This window comes from Inquilinus sp. NPDC058860, assembly GCF_042743185.1.
Lineage (GTDB): Bacteria > Pseudomonadota > Alphaproteobacteria > DSM-16000 > Inquilinaceae > Inquilinus.
The window spans coordinates 1-15,177 of record NZ_JBHYMS010000048.1 but is presented as its reverse complement, the minus strand read 5'-3'; the positions used below and the strand labels follow the sequence as shown (position 1 = coordinate 15,177).

The 15,177-nt window shown below is 73.0% G+C and carries 15 protein-coding genes and 1 tRNA gene; 9 read left to right on the top strand and 7 right to left on the bottom strand.

Annotated features, from left to right (window positions below; genetic code table 11):
- Window positions 1-54: 54 nt before the first annotated feature.
- Window positions 55-1,242: a class I SAM-dependent rRNA methyltransferase gene (locus tag ACFW16_RS26625; protein ID WP_380310798.1), complete on the bottom strand. Its 1,188-nt coding sequence runs from the start codon at window positions 1,240-1,242 to the stop codon at window positions 55-57.
- A 109-nt stretch (window positions 1,243-1,351) separates the two neighbouring features.
- On the opposite strand from ACFW16_RS26625, the gene ACFW16_RS26620 reads away from it, so the two are divergent.
- The 5 genes from ACFW16_RS26620 (at window position 1,352) to ACFW16_RS26600 (ending at window position 6,553) form a co-directional block, all read left to right on the top strand.
- The gene (locus tag ACFW16_RS26620; RefSeq protein WP_380310796.1) at window positions 1,352-2,371 is read left to right on the top strand and encodes a P1 family peptidase; all 1,020 of its coding nucleotides are present in this window, start codon (window positions 1,352-1,354) and stop codon (window positions 2,369-2,371) included.
- Between the two features lie 97 nt (window positions 2,372-2,468).
- On the top strand, window positions 2,469-3,941 hold the full coding sequence (locus ACFW16_RS26615; protein WP_380310794.1) for an ABC transporter substrate-binding protein: 1,473 nt from the start codon (window positions 2,469-2,471) through the stop codon (window positions 3,939-3,941).
- 113 nt (window positions 3,942-4,054) lie between these two features.
- On the top strand, window positions 4,055-5,002 hold the full coding sequence (locus ACFW16_RS26610) for an ABC transporter permease (protein WP_380310792.1): 948 nt from the start codon (window positions 4,055-4,057) through the stop codon (window positions 5,000-5,002).
- 2 nt (window positions 5,003-5,004) lie between these two features.
- The gene (locus ACFW16_RS26605; protein WP_380310789.1) at window positions 5,005-5,835 is read left to right on the top strand and encodes an ABC transporter permease; all 831 of its coding nucleotides are present in this window, start codon (window positions 5,005-5,007) and stop codon (window positions 5,833-5,835) included.
- 100 nt (window positions 5,836-5,935) lie between these two features.
- Complete coding sequence (locus ACFW16_RS26600; protein WP_380310787.1) at window positions 5,936-6,553, top strand: glutathione S-transferase family protein; 618 nt, start codon at window positions 5,936-5,938, stop codon at window positions 6,551-6,553.
- Between the two features lie 80 nt (window positions 6,554-6,633).
- On the opposite strand, the gene ACFW16_RS26595 is transcribed toward ACFW16_RS26600, so the two are convergent.
- The gene (locus ACFW16_RS26595; RefSeq protein ID WP_380310785.1) at window positions 6,634-7,797 is read right to left on the bottom strand and encodes a M24 family metallopeptidase; all 1,164 of its coding nucleotides are present in this window, start codon (window positions 7,795-7,797) and stop codon (window positions 6,634-6,636) included.
- Window positions 7,798-7,804: 7 nt separating this feature from the next.
- Window positions 7,805-8,296: a xanthine phosphoribosyltransferase gene (gene gpt / locus ACFW16_RS26590; RefSeq protein WP_380310783.1), complete on the bottom strand. Its 492-nt coding sequence runs from the start codon at window positions 8,294-8,296 to the stop codon at window positions 7,805-7,807.
- 148 nt (window positions 8,297-8,444) lie between these two features.
- Here gpt and ACFW16_RS26585 point away from each other — a divergent pair, with 148 nt between their 5' ends.
- A complete protein-coding gene (locus ACFW16_RS26585) occupies window positions 8,445-8,702 on the top strand; it encodes a hypothetical protein (protein ID WP_380310781.1) in 258 nt (85 codons plus the stop codon).
- Between the two features lie 15 nt (window positions 8,703-8,717).
- Here the strand turns inward: ACFW16_RS26585 and ACFW16_RS26580 are convergent, their stop codons facing one another.
- Window positions 8,718-9,347: a FecR domain-containing protein gene (locus tag ACFW16_RS26580; protein ID WP_380310779.1), complete on the bottom strand. Its 630-nt coding sequence runs from the start codon at window positions 9,345-9,347 to the stop codon at window positions 8,718-8,720.
- Between the two features lie 137 nt (window positions 9,348-9,484).
- On the opposite strand from ACFW16_RS26580, the gene ACFW16_RS26575 reads away from it, so the two are divergent.
- A complete protein-coding gene (locus tag ACFW16_RS26575; RefSeq protein ID WP_380310777.1) occupies window positions 9,485-10,198 on the top strand; it encodes a Crp/Fnr family transcriptional regulator in 714 nt (237 codons plus the stop codon).
- Window positions 10,199-10,203: 5 nt separating this feature from the next.
- On the top strand, window positions 10,204-12,333 hold the full coding sequence (locus ACFW16_RS26570) for a CHASE2 domain-containing protein (protein ID WP_380310775.1): 2,130 nt from the start codon (window positions 10,204-10,206) through the stop codon (window positions 12,331-12,333).
- 4 nt (window positions 12,334-12,337) lie between these two features.
- On the opposite strand, the gene ACFW16_RS26565 is transcribed toward ACFW16_RS26570, so the two are convergent.
- The 3 genes from ACFW16_RS26565 to ACFW16_RS26555 form a co-directional block, all read right to left on the bottom strand.
- Window positions 12,338-12,544, bottom strand: coding sequence for a hypothetical protein (locus tag ACFW16_RS26565; RefSeq protein ID WP_380310773.1), 207 nt, complete (start codon window positions 12,542-12,544; stop codon window positions 12,338-12,340).
- 74 nt (window positions 12,545-12,618) lie between these two features.
- Complete coding sequence (locus ACFW16_RS26560; RefSeq protein ID WP_380310772.1) at window positions 12,619-13,011, bottom strand: hypothetical protein; 393 nt, start codon at window positions 13,009-13,011, stop codon at window positions 12,619-12,621.
- 92 nt (window positions 13,012-13,103) lie between these two features.
- Window positions 13,104-13,178, bottom strand: a tRNA-Gln gene (locus tag ACFW16_RS26555).
- A 135-nt stretch (window positions 13,179-13,313) separates the two neighbouring features.
- Here ACFW16_RS26555 and ACFW16_RS26550 point away from each other — a divergent pair.
- A partial coding sequence (locus tag ACFW16_RS26550) for a tetratricopeptide repeat protein (protein WP_380310770.1) occupies window positions 13,314-15,177 on the top strand: 1,864 nt, incomplete at its 3' end.

Below are 15,177 nucleotides of genomic sequence, written 5' to 3'. Positions count from 1 at the left end.
TTTTGGCTGGTCTAGACCAGCGGGAGCGGCCCGGCTTGTCAAGCCCGCCGCGCGTCAGTCGAGCTGCAGCACGATTCCTTTCAGATAGGCGCTCTCCGGCAGCAGCGGATGCACCGGATGGTCCGGCCCGGCGCCGGACTGGCGCAGGATCCGGCCGCTCCGCCCGGCATCGACCAGGCCGCGCGCCACCTGCTCGGCGAACAGCGCCGGGTCGACATGGTGGCTGCAGGAGAAGGCGCAGAGGAAGCCGCCGCGCTCGGTCACCCGCGCCGCCAGCCGGGCCAGCTTGGCGTAGCCGCGGGCGCCGGCGGCGAGGTCCTTCTTCGACTTGACGAAGGCCGGCGGGTCGACCACCACCACCGGCCAGCGCTCGCCCTCCGCCCCGCGGCGCTCCAGCTCGGCGAAGGCCTCGCCGCGGGCGGTCGACACCCGGTCGGTGACGCCGTTGGCGGCCGCCGCCTTGGCCGCCAGCTCCAGCGACGGGGCCGAGCGGTCGACCAGCGTCACCGCTTCGGCGCCGGCCAGCGCCGCCTGGATGCCGAAGCCGCCGGTGTGGGTGTAGACGTCGAGCAGCCGGCGGCCGCTGGCCAGCTTCGCCACGAAGGCACGGTTGTCGCGCTGGTCGAAGAACCAGCCGGTCTTCTGGCCGCCGAGCGGGTCGGCCTCGAAGCGGGCGCCGTTCTCCTCCACCGCGACGGGGCCGTCGAGGGCGCCGCGGGCGACCCGCACCTCCCCCGCCAGCCCTTCCAGGCCGCGCATAGCGCTGTCGTTGCGCAGCACGATGGCGCGGGGCTGCAGCAGATCCTCCAGCGCCTCGCAGAGCGGGCCCTCCAGCCGGTCCATCAGCGCGGTGTTGCTCTGCATCACCAGCACGTCGCCGTAGCGGTCGATGATCAGCCCCGGCAGCCCGTCGGCCTCGGCATGGACCAAACGGTAGAACGGCCGGTCGAACAGTGTGTCGCGCAGCGCCAGCGCCGCGGCCAGGCGCCGGCGCAGGAAGGCGGTGTCGATCGCCGCATCCGGGCTGCGGTCGAGCATGCGCACGGCGATCAGCGCGTGCCGGTTGAAGCCGCCGACCCCGAGGGACTTGCCGTTCGCCGCCTCGACCCGCACCGGGGCGCCGAGCGGCACCTCGCGCAGCTCCGGCGTCATGGCGATCTCGTTCGAGAAGATCCAGGGGTGGCCGGCGGCGACGCGCTTGTCGCGGCCGGGCTGCAGGCGGATGAGCGGCAGGTCGGTCATGGCGGCGGAGCATAGGCAGTCGGCAGCCCTGCGAACAGTCTGCGTCGCCCGATTGACGGCGAGGCGCCGCGTCCTGTCTGCTGGCCATGACGCCGCCGAAGAGACCGTCATGACCATCCGCCCGGGCCCGCGCAATTCCATCACCGACATCGCCGGCATTCTGGTCGGCCAGGCTGAAGACCTGGCCGTGCGCAGCGGCGTCACCGTGCTGCTGCCGGAGATGCGCTGCGCCGCTGCCGTGGATGTCCGCGGCGGCGCCCCCGGCACGCGCGACACCGACGCGCTGGACCCGACCTGCCTGGTCGAGGCGATCGATGCGGTGGTGCTGTCCGGCGGCTCGGTGCACGGGCTGGAGGCGGCGTCGGGCGTCGTCGCCTGGCTTGCCGCGCACGGCCGTGGCCATCCCGTGGGCAGCGTCCGGGTGCCGATCGTGCCGGCCGCGATCCTGTTCGACCTGACCAATGGCGGCGACAAGGGCTGGGGCGACACCCCGCCCTACCGCGCTTTGGCCCTGGCCGCCTGCGACGCCGCCGGCACAGAGGTGCGCCAGGGCAATGCCGGCGCCGGCACCGGGGCCAAGACCGCGACCTGCAAGGGCGGGCTGGGCACCGCCTCGGCCTTCGATCCCGAGACCGGCGTCACCATCGGCGCGCTGGTGGCGGCCAACCCGGTCGGCGCCGTGACCATGCCGGACGGCACCTTCTGGGCTTGGCCCTGGGAGCAAGAGCGCGAGTTCGGCGGCCCGCACCGCCCGACCGGGCCGGCAGAGCCGGAGCCGGTGCTGTTCCGCCACCCCGCTTCGCCCCAGCCGGAACCCGGCGGCAACACCACGATCGGCATCGTCGCGGTCGACGCCGCGCTGACCAAGGCCGAGGCGCAGCGGCTGGCGATCATGGCGCAGGACGGGCTGGCCCGCGCCATCCGCCCGGTGCACACGCCGATGGATGGCGACACGATCTTCGCCCTGGCCACCGGCGCCGTGAAGCTGCCGGAGCCGCGGTCCGTGGCGCTGGCCCGGATCGGCGCCATCGCCGCCGACTGCGTCGCCCGCGCCATCGCCTGCGGCGTCTGGCACGCCGAAACGCTGGGGCCGCACACCGCCTGGCGGGAGAAATACGGCAAGCCTTGAACCCGCCCCGGCGGCGCTGCCATCATCCGCGGCGAACGCGAAGGGCCGGGGGATTCGGTCTCACCGGCACAGGGAGACGACGATGGGGATGAGGGGCATGCTCGCCGCCGCCGTGCTGGCGGCCGGGCTGATCGCGACGCCGGCACTGGCCGCCAAGGACCAGGCCGTGATCGGCATGGTGCTGGAGCCGCCGAATCTGGACCCGACCGGCGGCGCCGCCGCGGCCATCGCCGAGGTGGTCTACGCCAATGTCTTCGAGGGGCTGACCCGGATCGACGAGAACGGCCAGGTGCAGCCGGGCCTCGCCACGGAATGGACCGTGTCGGACGACGGGCTGACCTACACCTTCACCCTGCGCCGCGGCACCACCTTCCACGACGGCACCAAGTTCGACAGCGAGGCGGTGAAGTTCTCGCTGGACCGCGCCCGCGCCGCCGATTCGACCAACCCGCAGAAGGTCTTCTTCGAGCCGATCCAGTCGGTCGACACCCCGGCCGCGGACCAGGTCGTGATCACCCTGTCGCATCCGGACGGGCTGTTCCTGTTCCATCTCGGCCAGGCGGCGGCGCTGATCGTGGCGCCGAACTCCGCCGCCGACAACGGCACCCACCCGATCGGCACCGGTCCGTTCAAATTCGTCGAATGGGCGCCGGGCGACCATGTCACGCTCGAGCGCACCGACGCCTATGCCGGCGAGAAGCCGAAGCTGAACCGGCTGGTCTTCCGCTTCGTCGCCGACCCTGCGGCGGCCTCGGCCGCGGTGATGTCGGGCGACATCGACGCCTTCCCGAACATGCCGGCGCCGGAGACGCTGGACCAGTTCAAGGCCGATCCGCGCTTCGCGGTCGAGATCGGCACCACCGCCGGCGAGACCGTGATGGCGGTGAACCAGCGCCGCAAGCCGTTCGGCGACGTCAAGGTGCGGCGGGCGCTGGCCATGGCGATCGACCGCCAGGCGCTGGTCGACGGCGCCATGTTCGGCTACGGCACCCCGATCGGCAGCCATTTCGCGCCCTACGACCCGGCCTACAAGGACCTGACCGGCGCCTACCCCTACGATCCGGCCAAGGCCAAGGCGCTGCTCGTCGAGGCCGGCTATCCGGACGGCTTCAAGGCGACCCTGAAGCTGCCGCCGCCCGGCTATGCCCGCCGCGGCGGCGAGATCATCCAGGCGCAGCTGGCCGAGATCGGCGTCCAGGTCGAGCTGGTGCCGGTGGAATGGGCGCAGTGGCTGGAGCAGGTGTTCAAGGGCTTCGACTACGACATGACCATCGTCGCGCACACCGAGGCGCTGGACATCGACATCTACGCCCGCGGCAAGGACAAGTACTATTTCGGCTACGACAACCCGGCCTTCGACCAGGTGATCCAGCAGCTGAACGGCACGGTCGATCCGGAACAGCGGAAGGCGCTGTACCAGCAGGCTCAAGCGATCCTGTCCGACGACGAGGCCGCGGTGTTCCTGTTCCAGCTGGCCAAGACCGGGGTGCGCAACGCCAAGCTGCTGGGAATGTGGAAGAACAGCCCGATCGCCGCCAACGACATGACCAAGGCCCATTGGGCGGAATGAGGGGGGCCTATTCCCTCGTAGGTTGGGTTCGCGGTCCGCGAACCCAACATTGTCACGGCCTCACGGTGTTGGGTTCGCCATTGGCGAACCCAACCTACGTCCGTCTCTGACCGATGCTCGGCTTTCTGGGGCGGCGGGTGCTGACGCTGCTGTTCACGCTGTTCGCCGCCTCGGTCGTGGTGTTCACCGTGCTCGAGGTGCTGCCCGGCGACCCGGCGCTCCTGATGCTGGGCACCGAGGCGCGCGAGGACACGCTGGCGGCGCTGCGCACGCAGATGGGCCTCGACCGGCCGGCGCCGGTCCGCTACCTCGACTGGGTCGGCGGCGCCCTGACCGGCGATTTCGGCACCAGCTACACCTACAAGATGCCGGTGGCGAAGCTGATCGGCGACCGGCTGGCGGTGACCGCGCCGCTGGCGCTGTTCGCCCTGCTGCTGTCGACCGCGCTGGCCATCCCGCTCGGCATGCTGGCGGCGGTGAAGCACAACCGGTTCGGCGACTGGGGGGTGATGGGGTTCAGCCAGCTCGGCCTCGCCGTGCCCAGCTTCTGGGTCGGCATCATGCTGATCTGGCTGTTCGCGCTGCAGCTCGGCTGGTTCGGCGCCGGCGGCTTTCCCGGCTGGTCCGCCGGCTGGGGCCCGGCCCTGCAGGCGCTGGTTCTGCCGGCCGCGGCCCTGGCCCTGACCGAGGCGGCGATCCTGGCCCGCATCGTCCGCTCCGCGATGCTGGAGACGATGCGCGAGGACTATGTCCGCACCGCCCGGGCCAAGGGGCTGTCGAAGGGCGCGGTGCTGCGCCGCCACGTGCTGCGCAACGCCCTGATCCCGGTCGCCACCATCGTCGGGCTGCAGTTCGGCTTCCTGATGGCGGGGGCGGTGGTGGTGGAGAACGTGTTCACCCTGCCCGGCCTGGGCCGCCTGGCCTTCCAGGCGATCGCCCAGCGCGACCTGATCGTGGTCAAGGACGTGGTGGTGCTGCTGGCCGCCATCGTCGTCACGGTCAATTTCCTGGTCGACGTGATCTACGCCGTGATCGACCCGCGGCCGAAGCAGGCGGGGTGACGATGATCCGGCTGCTCGCCCATCGCGGCTTCGCCCTCGGCCTCGCGCTCTGTGTCGTCTTCATCGGCATGGCGCTGGTCAGCCTGGCCTGGACGCCCTTTCCGCCGAACGCCATTTCGATCCCCCAGAAGCTGCAGGCGCCGGGCGCGCTGCATTGGCTGGGCACCGACCAGCTGGGGCGGGACACGCTGTCGCGCATCATGGTCGGCGCCCGCACCTCGGTCGCGGTCGGGGTGGTCGCGGTCGTGATCGGCCTGGTCATCGGCGTGCCGCTGGGCCTGTGGGCGGCGGCCCGTCGCGGCTGGACCGACGAGGTCCTGGGCCGCGCCGTCGACCTGACCTTCGCCTTCCCGGCGATCCTCAGCGCCATCCTGATCACCGCCCTCATGGGCCCCGGCGCGGTCAACGCCATCCTGGCGATCGGCATCTTCAACATCGCCGTCTTCGCCCGGGTGGCGCGCGGCGCCGCCCTGGTGGTCTATGGCCGCGACTTCGTCCGCGCCGCCCAGTCGCTGGGCCGGTCGCGGCTGGACATCGCGCTGCGCCACGTGCTGCCGAACATGGCCAACGCCCTGATCGTGCAGGCCACGGTCCAGTTCGCCATCGCCATCCTGGCCGAGGCGGCGCTGGGCTATCTCGGCCTTGGCACCCAGCCGCCGCAGGCGAGCTGGGGCAAGATGCTGCTGGACGCCCAGACCCTGCTGGCCCAGGCGCCGCTGCAGGCGGTGTTCCCGGGCCTGGCCATCGCCGTCGCCGTGCTGGGCCTCAACCTGATCGGCGACGGGCTGCGCGACCTGCTGGATCCAAGGATGAAGGTCGGGCGGATCGGGTAGTCCTTCGCGCAAAAAACTTGCGCGTGACCACAATCATCGCGCGCACCTCCCGCGAGCCGGCGGATAGGGTCATGAGACCCTATCCAAGCCGGAACAGACCATGAAGCTCTTGTACCAGACCCATTCCCCTTATGCCCGCAAGGTGCTGGTGATGGCGCACGAGGCCGGGCTGGCCGGCCGGATCGAGGTGATCCATCACGAGACCAGCCCGACCCGGCGCAACGAGGCGGTGTTCGCCGCCAACCCGCTGGGCAAGGTGCCGGTGCTGATCTGCGAGGACGGGCTGGCGCTGTTCGACAGCGTCGCGATCTGCGACCACCTGGACCAGCTGCATGACGGGCCGAGGCTGATCCCGCCTGCCGGCCGGGCGCGGGCCCTGACCCTGCGGCTGCAGGCCCTGGCCCAGGGGCTGGCCGATGCCGGCATCGCCCTGCGCTGGGAGACTGCGCGCCGGCCGGAGACGCTGCGCTATCCGCCTTTGGCCGAGGGCCAAGCGGCGAAGCTGGTCGCGGCCTATGATTTTGTCGAGCGCGAGGTCGACCTGCATGGCCCGGTCGATCTCGGCCGGATCGCCCTGGCCACGGCGCTGAGCTGGCTGGAGTTCCGCGACCTGCCGTCGTTCCGCCCCGGCCGGCCGCGCCTCTCCACCTGGTTCGACGCCTTCAGCCGCCGCCCGTCGATGCGGGCGACGCCGCTGTCAGGAGAGACCCACGACTGACGACGTAGGTTGGGTTCGCCCTTGCGAACCCAACATCGCACCGCCTGAGCCATTGTTGGGTTCGCTGACGCGAACCCAACCTACGAAGCGACGACGAGGTCGGTCGGCGCCAGGGTCAGCGGTTCGCAGCCGGTGTCGGTGACCAGCACGGTCTGGCCCGAGGTCATGGCCAGGCCGCGGTCGCTGTCGTAGAGGATGATGTGGATGAAGAACACCATCCCGGGCGCCGCCAGAGTCGGGTTGCCGTGGAAGAACATCGACAGCCCGGGCGCGTCCATCCAGTTCGGCGCGAATGTGGTGCCGAGCGAGTAGCCGCAGGCGTTCAGCCGGGCGTGGCGCAGCCCGGCGGCGTCGGCCACCCGGGCATGGGCGTCGAACACGTCGCCGAGCGGCCGGCCGGGCTTCAGCGCCGCCTTCGCCGCCTCGAGCGCCTCGACCGCCGCCTGATGCATCGCCCGGTGCTCCGGCGAGGCCTTGCCGACCAGCAGCGTGCGCATCAGGCAGGCGTGGTAGTGGCGGTAGGTGCCGGCGAATTCCAGCGTCAGCTGGTCCTCGGCCGAGAGGTGGCGCCGGCCGGTGAAGTAGCGGCACATCAAGGCGCCGGGGCCGGAGCCGATGATGAACTCGTTGGCCGGGTCGTCGCCGCCGCCGCGCCAGACCGCGCCCTGCATCGCCGCCAGGATGTCGCCCTCGAAGGCGCCGGGCCCGGTCAGCTTCACCGCCTCGTCATAGGCGGCGTCGGCCAGCTTCGCCGCCTCGCGCACATAGGCGAGCTCGGCCGGGCTCTTGATCAGCCGAAAGCGGGAGACGAGGTCGGAGGCGTCCTCGTGCTGCGCATAGCCGTCGAGCTTGGCCTTGAGCCGGAAGCCGAGCGCCGCGGTCAGGCCGTAGGCGTCCCATTCGACCCCGACCTTGCCGCCGCGGACCTTGTGCTCGTCGAGGATCGCCAGCAGGTCGTCCGCCGGCTCGGAGCCCGCCCGGTCGACCCAGACCCGGACGTCCTCGATCACCGAGGTGAAGCGCGCCTGGCGCTCGTCGGCCGAGCGGGTCAGCAGCGCCATCCGGCCGTCGGCGCCGAGCCACAGGCACTGGAAATAGACGTAGCCGAAGGTGTCGTAGCCGGTCAGCCAGTACAGCGACTCCTGGCGGAACACCAAGAGGCCATCGAGGCCGCGGGCGGCGATCTCGGTGCAGACGCGGCGGCGGCGCTCCGCCAGCTCCGACGCTTCGAAATGGATCGGCATGGCGGCCTCAGCGCTTCTGGCGGATCTCGGCGATCGGCTCGGCGTAGCGGTATTCGATGTCCCAGGGGAAGAAGATCCAGGTGTCCTGGCTGACCTCGGTGATGAAGGTGTCGACCAGCGGCCGGCCGGCCGGCTTGGCGTAGACGGTGGCGAAATGCGCCTTCGGCAGCAGGTCGCGCACCACCCGGGCGGTCCGCCCGGTGTCGACCAGGTCGTCGACGATCAGCCAACCCTCGCCGTCGCCCTCCACCGGCGCCTTGAGGATCTTGGACTCGCGCATGTCCTGGTGGTCGTAGGTCGAGACGCAGACCGTGTCGATCAGCCGGACGTCGAGCTCGCGCGCCAGGATCGCCGCCGGCACCAGCCCGCCGCGGGTGATGGCGACGATGCCCTTCCACGGACCCAGCTCGGCCAGGCGCCAGGCCAGGGCGCGGGCGTTGCGGTGCAGCTCCTCCCAGGAGACCGGAAAGTCCTTCCGGAACGTCGCGTGATCGGCCATGGTCGGTTCTCCAACACCCCTGGGGAATTGGCGCTTCATAGCGCAACCGGACGGGCACCGGAAGAGGAGGCCTGGCCTTGATCTCGCCATGCTTGCCCGCGATTCTCCGCCTGCAGCCCTGCCGGCTGCGCTGAGACCAGAGAGTGGAATGCGCGCCCTTGTCCTGACCGCCGGCCTTCTCGCCTTCGTCGCCGGGCCCGCCTCGGCCGCCGAATCCTGCGACGTGAACGCCGAATCCGCGGCCGTGGTCGCCGCCTGGGGCTCCAAGGTGCGCGACGGATCGCTGCCCGAGGACAAGCTGTCCGAGATCTCGAAGAAGATCCAGTCGCTGCCCTCGATCAGCGCCCAGGACCCGAACAAGGCCTGCGCCGTCCTGGCCGAGATCAAGCGCGACCTGGGGCTGTAGGGGCCGCGGCTTCCCTCAGCGGAAGCCGACCATCGCCAGCGCCCGCTGGACCTTCTCGGCCGGCCAGCGCCTGACCTCGCCCGGCGGTTCCCTGCGGCTGGTGACGGCCGTGCCCTCGCCGGGGCCGAGCGTGACCGAACCGGCATCGGTCGCGACATCGACCGCGCCGTCGAGGACCAGGACGCCGAAGGCGCCGTCGATCGGGCCGGCGAAGAAGCGGGTGCCGCGCACCCCGAGCGTGGCGACGCCGGTCTCGATGGTGACGCTGTGGCCGGGCGCCTGCTCGACGCCGCCGCCGACGAACATGAAGGCGCCCTGCAGCCGGCGCAGCGCCAGCGTGGCGCCGCCATCGGCCCCGCCATAGGCGAAGCGGTCGACCAGCAGCCGCGCCGCCGAGCCGAGCGCCAACTCGGTGCCGTCGTCGAGCTTGACCTGCAGCCGCGACTGCGGACCGGTCCACAGCGTGTCGTCGAGGAACACCGGCGAGGCCGGGTCGAGCAGCCGGTCCTGGCCCTGATAGTAGGCGCCGGCCGCCGGCTCGAGCCGGTCGACCTGGCCGATCTGCGGACGGTCCTCGGCCAGGGCGGCCGCCGGCAGCAGCAGGCAGGCGAGGGCGAACCCGATGGAGCGTGAAAGTCGTGACATCGCAATCTCCCTTTCCGAGAGATCATGGTTCGGAACGGCGCCGTCCGGTGTTACCTGGGTCATTGCGCAGCGCAACCGGGCCTTCCCGTCATGGAAGACAGCCCCTATCCTAGCGCAACCGAGACAGGAGAGAGTCAGTGGCCAGCGTTCCGCCGGCGGAGAAGCGCCATCTTCTGTCCGAGACCCCGTTCTTCGCCGCCTTCCCTTCGTCCCAGCGCGACGCCCTGGCCGCCCGGCTGACCGAGCGCGGGCACGAGGACGGCGACACCATCTTCCTGCGCGGCGACGAGAGCACCAGCCTGATGATCGTGGCCTCCGGCCGGGTGGCGTTGCGCCTGACCTCGCCGCAGGGACGCGAGATCCTCCTCGCCATCCTTGAGCCGGGCGAGATCTTCGGCGAGATGTCGCTGCTGGACGGACGCGGCCGCAGCGCCGACGCCGTCGCCTTCGGCCCCTGCCGGCTGCTGAGCCTGGAGCGTCGCGAGGTGCTGCCGGTGCTGCAGGACTCGCCCGAGGCCTGCATCCGGCTCCTGGAGCTGCTGTCGACCCGGCTGCGGCGCACCAGCGACCAGCTCGAGGGCGTGGCCCTCCTGACCCTGCCGTCGCGGCTGGCGCGTTTGCTGCTGACGCTGAGCGAAGCCCGCGGGGCCCGTGGCGCGGGGGGCGAGGTTCTGCTACCGCTGGACCTGTCGCAGCGCGACCTCGGCCAGCTGATCGGGGCCAGCCGGGAGAAGGTCAACCTGCAGCTCGGCCGCTGGTCCGCCGAGGGGCTGCTGCGGCGGCAGGACGGGGCGCTGGTGATCTGCGACACCGACGTGCTCGCCGACATCGCCGACGCCGGAGTGCCCTGATCCCCATGCACGGCCTGTGGCGCCGCTTCGGCCCGACTCTGCCCGGGCTTCTGATCCTGGCCGGGCTGCTGGCGCTGCGCCTGGCCGATCCGACGCCGGTGGCGGCGCTGCGGCTGCAGGGCTTCGACCTGTTCCAGCGCCTGGCGCCGCCCGCCTACGACCCCGGCGTGCCGGTCCGCGTGATCGCGATCGACGACGAGTCGCTGCACCGGGTCGGACAATGGCCCTGGCCGCGCGACCGTCTGGCCCGGCTGGTCGAGCGGCTGGCCCGGGCCGGCGCCGCGGCGGTCGTGCTCGACCTCATCCTCGCCGAGCCGGACCGCACCGCCCCGGCCCGGATCGCGGAGCTGCTGGCCGGCCGCGCCGACCCGGCCATGCTGGCGGCGCTGACCAAGGAGCTGCCGGATCCCGACCGCGACCTCGCTGCGGCGCTCGGCCGAGCCCCGAGCGTCGTCGCCTTCGCCCTGGCCGAGGAGCCGGGCCGGATGCCGCGCATCGCCGCCAGCTTCGCCGAGATCGGGCCGGCGCGGCAGCGGCTGGACCGCTTCGCCGGGGCGGTGCCGAGCCTGCCGGAATTCGAGGCCGCGGCGGCGGGCAACGGCAGCATCGGCGCCGCCGCCGGGCGGGACGAGGTGCTGCGGCGGCTTCCAGCGGTCGCCCTGCTCGGCGACATCCCGATCCCGTCGCTCGCGGTCGAGGCGCTGCGGGTCGCCCAGGGCGCCGGCACGGTGACGCTGCGGGCCGCTGCAGACGGATCGGGGCTGGATGCGGTCCGGGTCGGCGAGGTGGTCCTGCCGGTGGCGCCCGATGGCCAGTTCTGGCTGCAGTTCACGCCGGACGCGCCGGCCCGCCGGGTCCCGGCCTGGCGGGTGCTCGACCCCGCCGTGCCGGATGCCGAGCTCGCGACCGCGCTGCGCGGGCGGATCGCGCTGATCGGCGTCACCGCCGCCGGCTTCGGCGACACCGTGCTGACGCCGCTGCACGACCGCATCGCCGGCGTGACCGCCCATGCCGAAGCGCTGGAGCAGATCCTGCTCGGCCGCCAGCTCACCCGGCCGGCCTGGGCCATGGCCGCGGAGATCGGGCTGTTGCTGGTGCTCGGCCTCGCCCTCGTCGCATCATGGCGCAGACTGCCGGCGATCATCTCGGGCGGCCTGGCGGTGCTGGCCGCCGCAGCCATCGCCGCCGGCGCCTTCCTGGCCTATCGGCAGGCCGGGCTGCTGCTCGACCCGACGCTGCCGGCGCTCGGCCTGCTGCTGACCCATGGCGTCGTGGCGGCGACGGCGCAATGGCGGGTCGAGCGCGACCGCCGGACCATCCGCGCCGCCTTCGCCCGCTATCTGGCCCCCGCCCTGGTGGCCCGGCTGGCGGAGCATCCGGAGCGGCTGCGGCTGGGCGGCGAGTGGCGCGAGATGTCCTTCGTCTTCACCGACATCGCCGGTTTCACCAGCCTGAGCGAGACGGTGCCGCCCGACCGGCTGGTGGCCACGCTGAACGCCTATTTCGACGGCATCTGCGGCTGCGTCCTGGATGCCGGCGGCACCATCGACAAGATGGTGGGCGACGCGCTGCACGCGATGTTCGGCGCGCCGGTGGACCAGCCCGACCATGCCGAGCGCGCCGTCGCCTGCGCCCTGGCGATCCACCGCTTCGCCACCGGCTTCGCCGCCGCCCGGCGGGCCGAGGGCATGCCCTTCGGCGAGACCCGGATCGGGGTCACGACCGGCAGCGCTGTGGTCGGGAATTTCGGCAGCCGGCATCATTTCGACTACACCGCCTACAGCGAGGCGGTGAACCTGGCGGCGAGGCTGGAGCACGCCAACAAGGCGCTGGGAACGGCGATCTGCGTCTCCGCCGCCGCGGCCAGGGCCTGCCCGGGCCGGAGGTTCCGGCCGGTCGGGCGGCTGCTGCTGCGCGGCATCGGCGCCCCGGTCGAGGCGATGATGCCCGACGAGCTCTGCCCCGCCCCCGCCGAGGCCTATGCCGCGGCGTACGCGGCGCTGCGCCGGGGCGGGGCCGGGGCGGCCATGCCCTTCGCAGCGCTGACGATCGAGCACCCGGAAGACCCGCTGGCGCGGCTGCACGCCCGACGCCTGGCCGACGGCGCGACGGACGACCTGATCGCGATCGATTGAGGGATCAGCGACGGCGCGGCAGGCGGATCGCGACCGTCTGGCGGGTCGGCGCCCACACCGTCCAGCGCGGCGGCCGGGCGACCCAGCGATACGAGATCTGCCTCGGCCGCTCCAGATCGTCATCCTGCCGGGCGGCGCGGCACAGGGCGAGGCCGTAGATGAGGGCGAGCGCGAAACCGCCGATGAGAGCGATGAGAGCCACGAGCATCATCCGTACCTCCTGTCCCAGGAAACGACGGAGCTGCCCCGCAGGTTCCCGCCGCCCCCTCCGGCCGCGGCGACGGATCAGTTCGCGATCTGGTCCAGCGGACCGTCGCCATCGCCGCCGACGGCATCCTGGACCGCATCGATCGCCGCATCCTGCACGGCGTCCTGCACCGCTTCCATGGCGGCATCCTGCGCGTCCTCCACGGGGCGCAGGACGTCGCCGACGGATCTCTCCAGCGACCAGACCGCCGTGCCGGCCGCGCCCAGCAGATGCCAGATCCCCAGGACAGCCTCGCAACGGGTGCTGGGCGAAGAGGCCGCGAGCGCCGCTTCGCAGTTCTCCCGGCTGCCCGCCAGGACGGGCGTCTGCGCGGTCGCGTCGCCGTCTGCGTCGACCGTGAGATAGTAGACGGGGGTCAGGGCCATGCGGGCCGCAATCGCCGCCGCGAAGATAACCACTGCCGTTCGCATGCTCGGCCTCGCCGGATCGTCCTGGGGGTCGACCAGCTATACCGTCCCGGGACGGAGAGGCCAACCCGGCAGTCCCGCGCGATACCGGGAAATGGCTGGGGCGCTAGGATTCGAACCTAGGAATGGCGGGACCAAAACCCGCTGCCTTACCGCTTGGCTACGCCCCAATCGGCCGGGCGGGATAGATAGCCCAGCCGGTGCCGCATCGCAACCGCGCGTTGCCGGCCCGGTTCCGGCATAATAGAAGATTAGGCGCGTATGCGGGCAGCGCGGGTCAGGCAACGGTCGAGGCAGGTCACGGTATGAGCGGCGAGCAGCCCCTTGAGGATTCCCTGCACTTCCCGGCGCAGAACGCGCCCGAGACGACGGAGGAAGCGCGGCTCAAATCGCTGAACGACAGCGTGCTGCAGCTGCAGCAGGAACTGCGCAGCGCCCGCGGCGAGATCGACGCACTCAACGACCGCCTGGCGGAGACGGCGACGACGACGCCGCGCCGCGGCGGGCTGGTCGGGTGGATCGCGGCGGCGCTGATCGCCATCCTCGGCATCGGCGGGATCGCCCTGGTCGGCTTCGGCTCGCGCGAGCGGGGGTCCGCGCCGCCCGCAGCCCCGACGGAGACGCCGGCGGCGGCGACCGCCATCCCGGTTCCGCCATCGGCCGAGCCGGCCCCCGCCGTCATACCGGCTGCCGCGACGACCGCGGTCGCCGAGAGCCGGCCGGAGCCGCGCGCAGCCGCACCGGCCGAAGCACCGGCGCCCGCTGTCCGGCCGTCCGCTGTCCCGCAGCCGGTGGCGCCCCCCGAGGCCACCGCCACCCCGGTCCCGCAGCCCGTGCCCGGGAGCGCGGCCGCCCCAGCTGCACCGCCCTCCTCCGCCGATGCCGTGCCTGCCCCGGTCCGGACGGCGGAGGCCGCTGCGGCGCCGCCGGCCACCGAACCGACCGCCGAGACCCCGGCGGTGTCGGCACCGGAAGCCGCTGCGACGCCGCCCGCCGACGATCAGCCGGCGGCTCAGGCTCCGGCGGCACCCCCTTCCGACCAGGCGGCCGCCTCGGACGATCCGGCGGCGCAGGCGCCGCTGCCGGCGGACGCCTCGGCCGAGCTGCGCACCCTGGCCCGCCGCGCGATCGCCGGCGCGCCCGATGCCGAGCACGATCTGGGCACCTTCTATGCCCTCGGCCTGCAGGTGCCGCGCAGCTTCGAGCGGGCCGCCCACTGGTACCGCAAGGCCGCCGACCACGGCGTCACCAACGCCGCCTACAATCTCGGCGTGCTGCTGGAGCGCGGCCTCGGCGTGGCGCGGGATTCGGCGACGGCGACGACCTATTTCCGCAAGGCGGCCGAGGCCGGCCATCCCGACGCGCAGAACGCGCTCGGCCTGGCCTATCTCAACGGCGCCGGCATCGGCCGCGACCCGGCCGAGGCGCTGAAATGGTTCCGCCAGGCCAGCGCCAACGGCAACCCCCGCGGCGCCTTCAACATGGGCCGGCTGTACGAGACCGGCGCAGTCGGCGCCCCCGATCCGCGGGCCGCCGCCGGCTGGTACCGCGTCGCGGCCGATGCCGGCAACCCCGACGCCAAGACGGCGCTGGCCCGGTTGCAGGACGACACCCCGCGCAGCGGCTTCGTCACCCTGGCCCCCGATGCGACCGCCCCGGCCGCGCCGGCGCCCCCCTCTCCCGCCGATGCCAGCGCCGAGCAGGCCCTGGGGGCGCTGGCGTCCCAGCTGACACCGCCGGAACCGGCCGCCCCGGCCGCGCCGCCGGAGGAGCCGCCGGAGGCCGCCGCCAAGGCCCCGATCCAGCCCCCGATCCCCAGCCAGCGCCCGACGCCGCCGGCGGAGCCGGCGACGGTCGCGGCCGACGCCGCTCCAGCGACCGAGCCGGCCGCGGCACCGACGACCCGGGCCGATACGGCGCCCGCGCCCGAGGCCCCCGCCCCGATCACGGCCCAGCCGGCCGGCACCACGGCGGCAACGGAGGCTGCGGCGGCTCCCGCCACCCCGGTGCCGGGCCGCCGCCCCGAGCCGCCGGCCGCGCCGGCCGCGAACGAGACGGCGGAGCAGACGGCCGGACCGGCCGCTCAGGCTTCGGCGTCCCCGCCGCCTGCCGCCACCCGGCCGGAGCGGACCGCCGCTGCCGTGCCAGCTGCCGCGGAGCCCCCGGCCG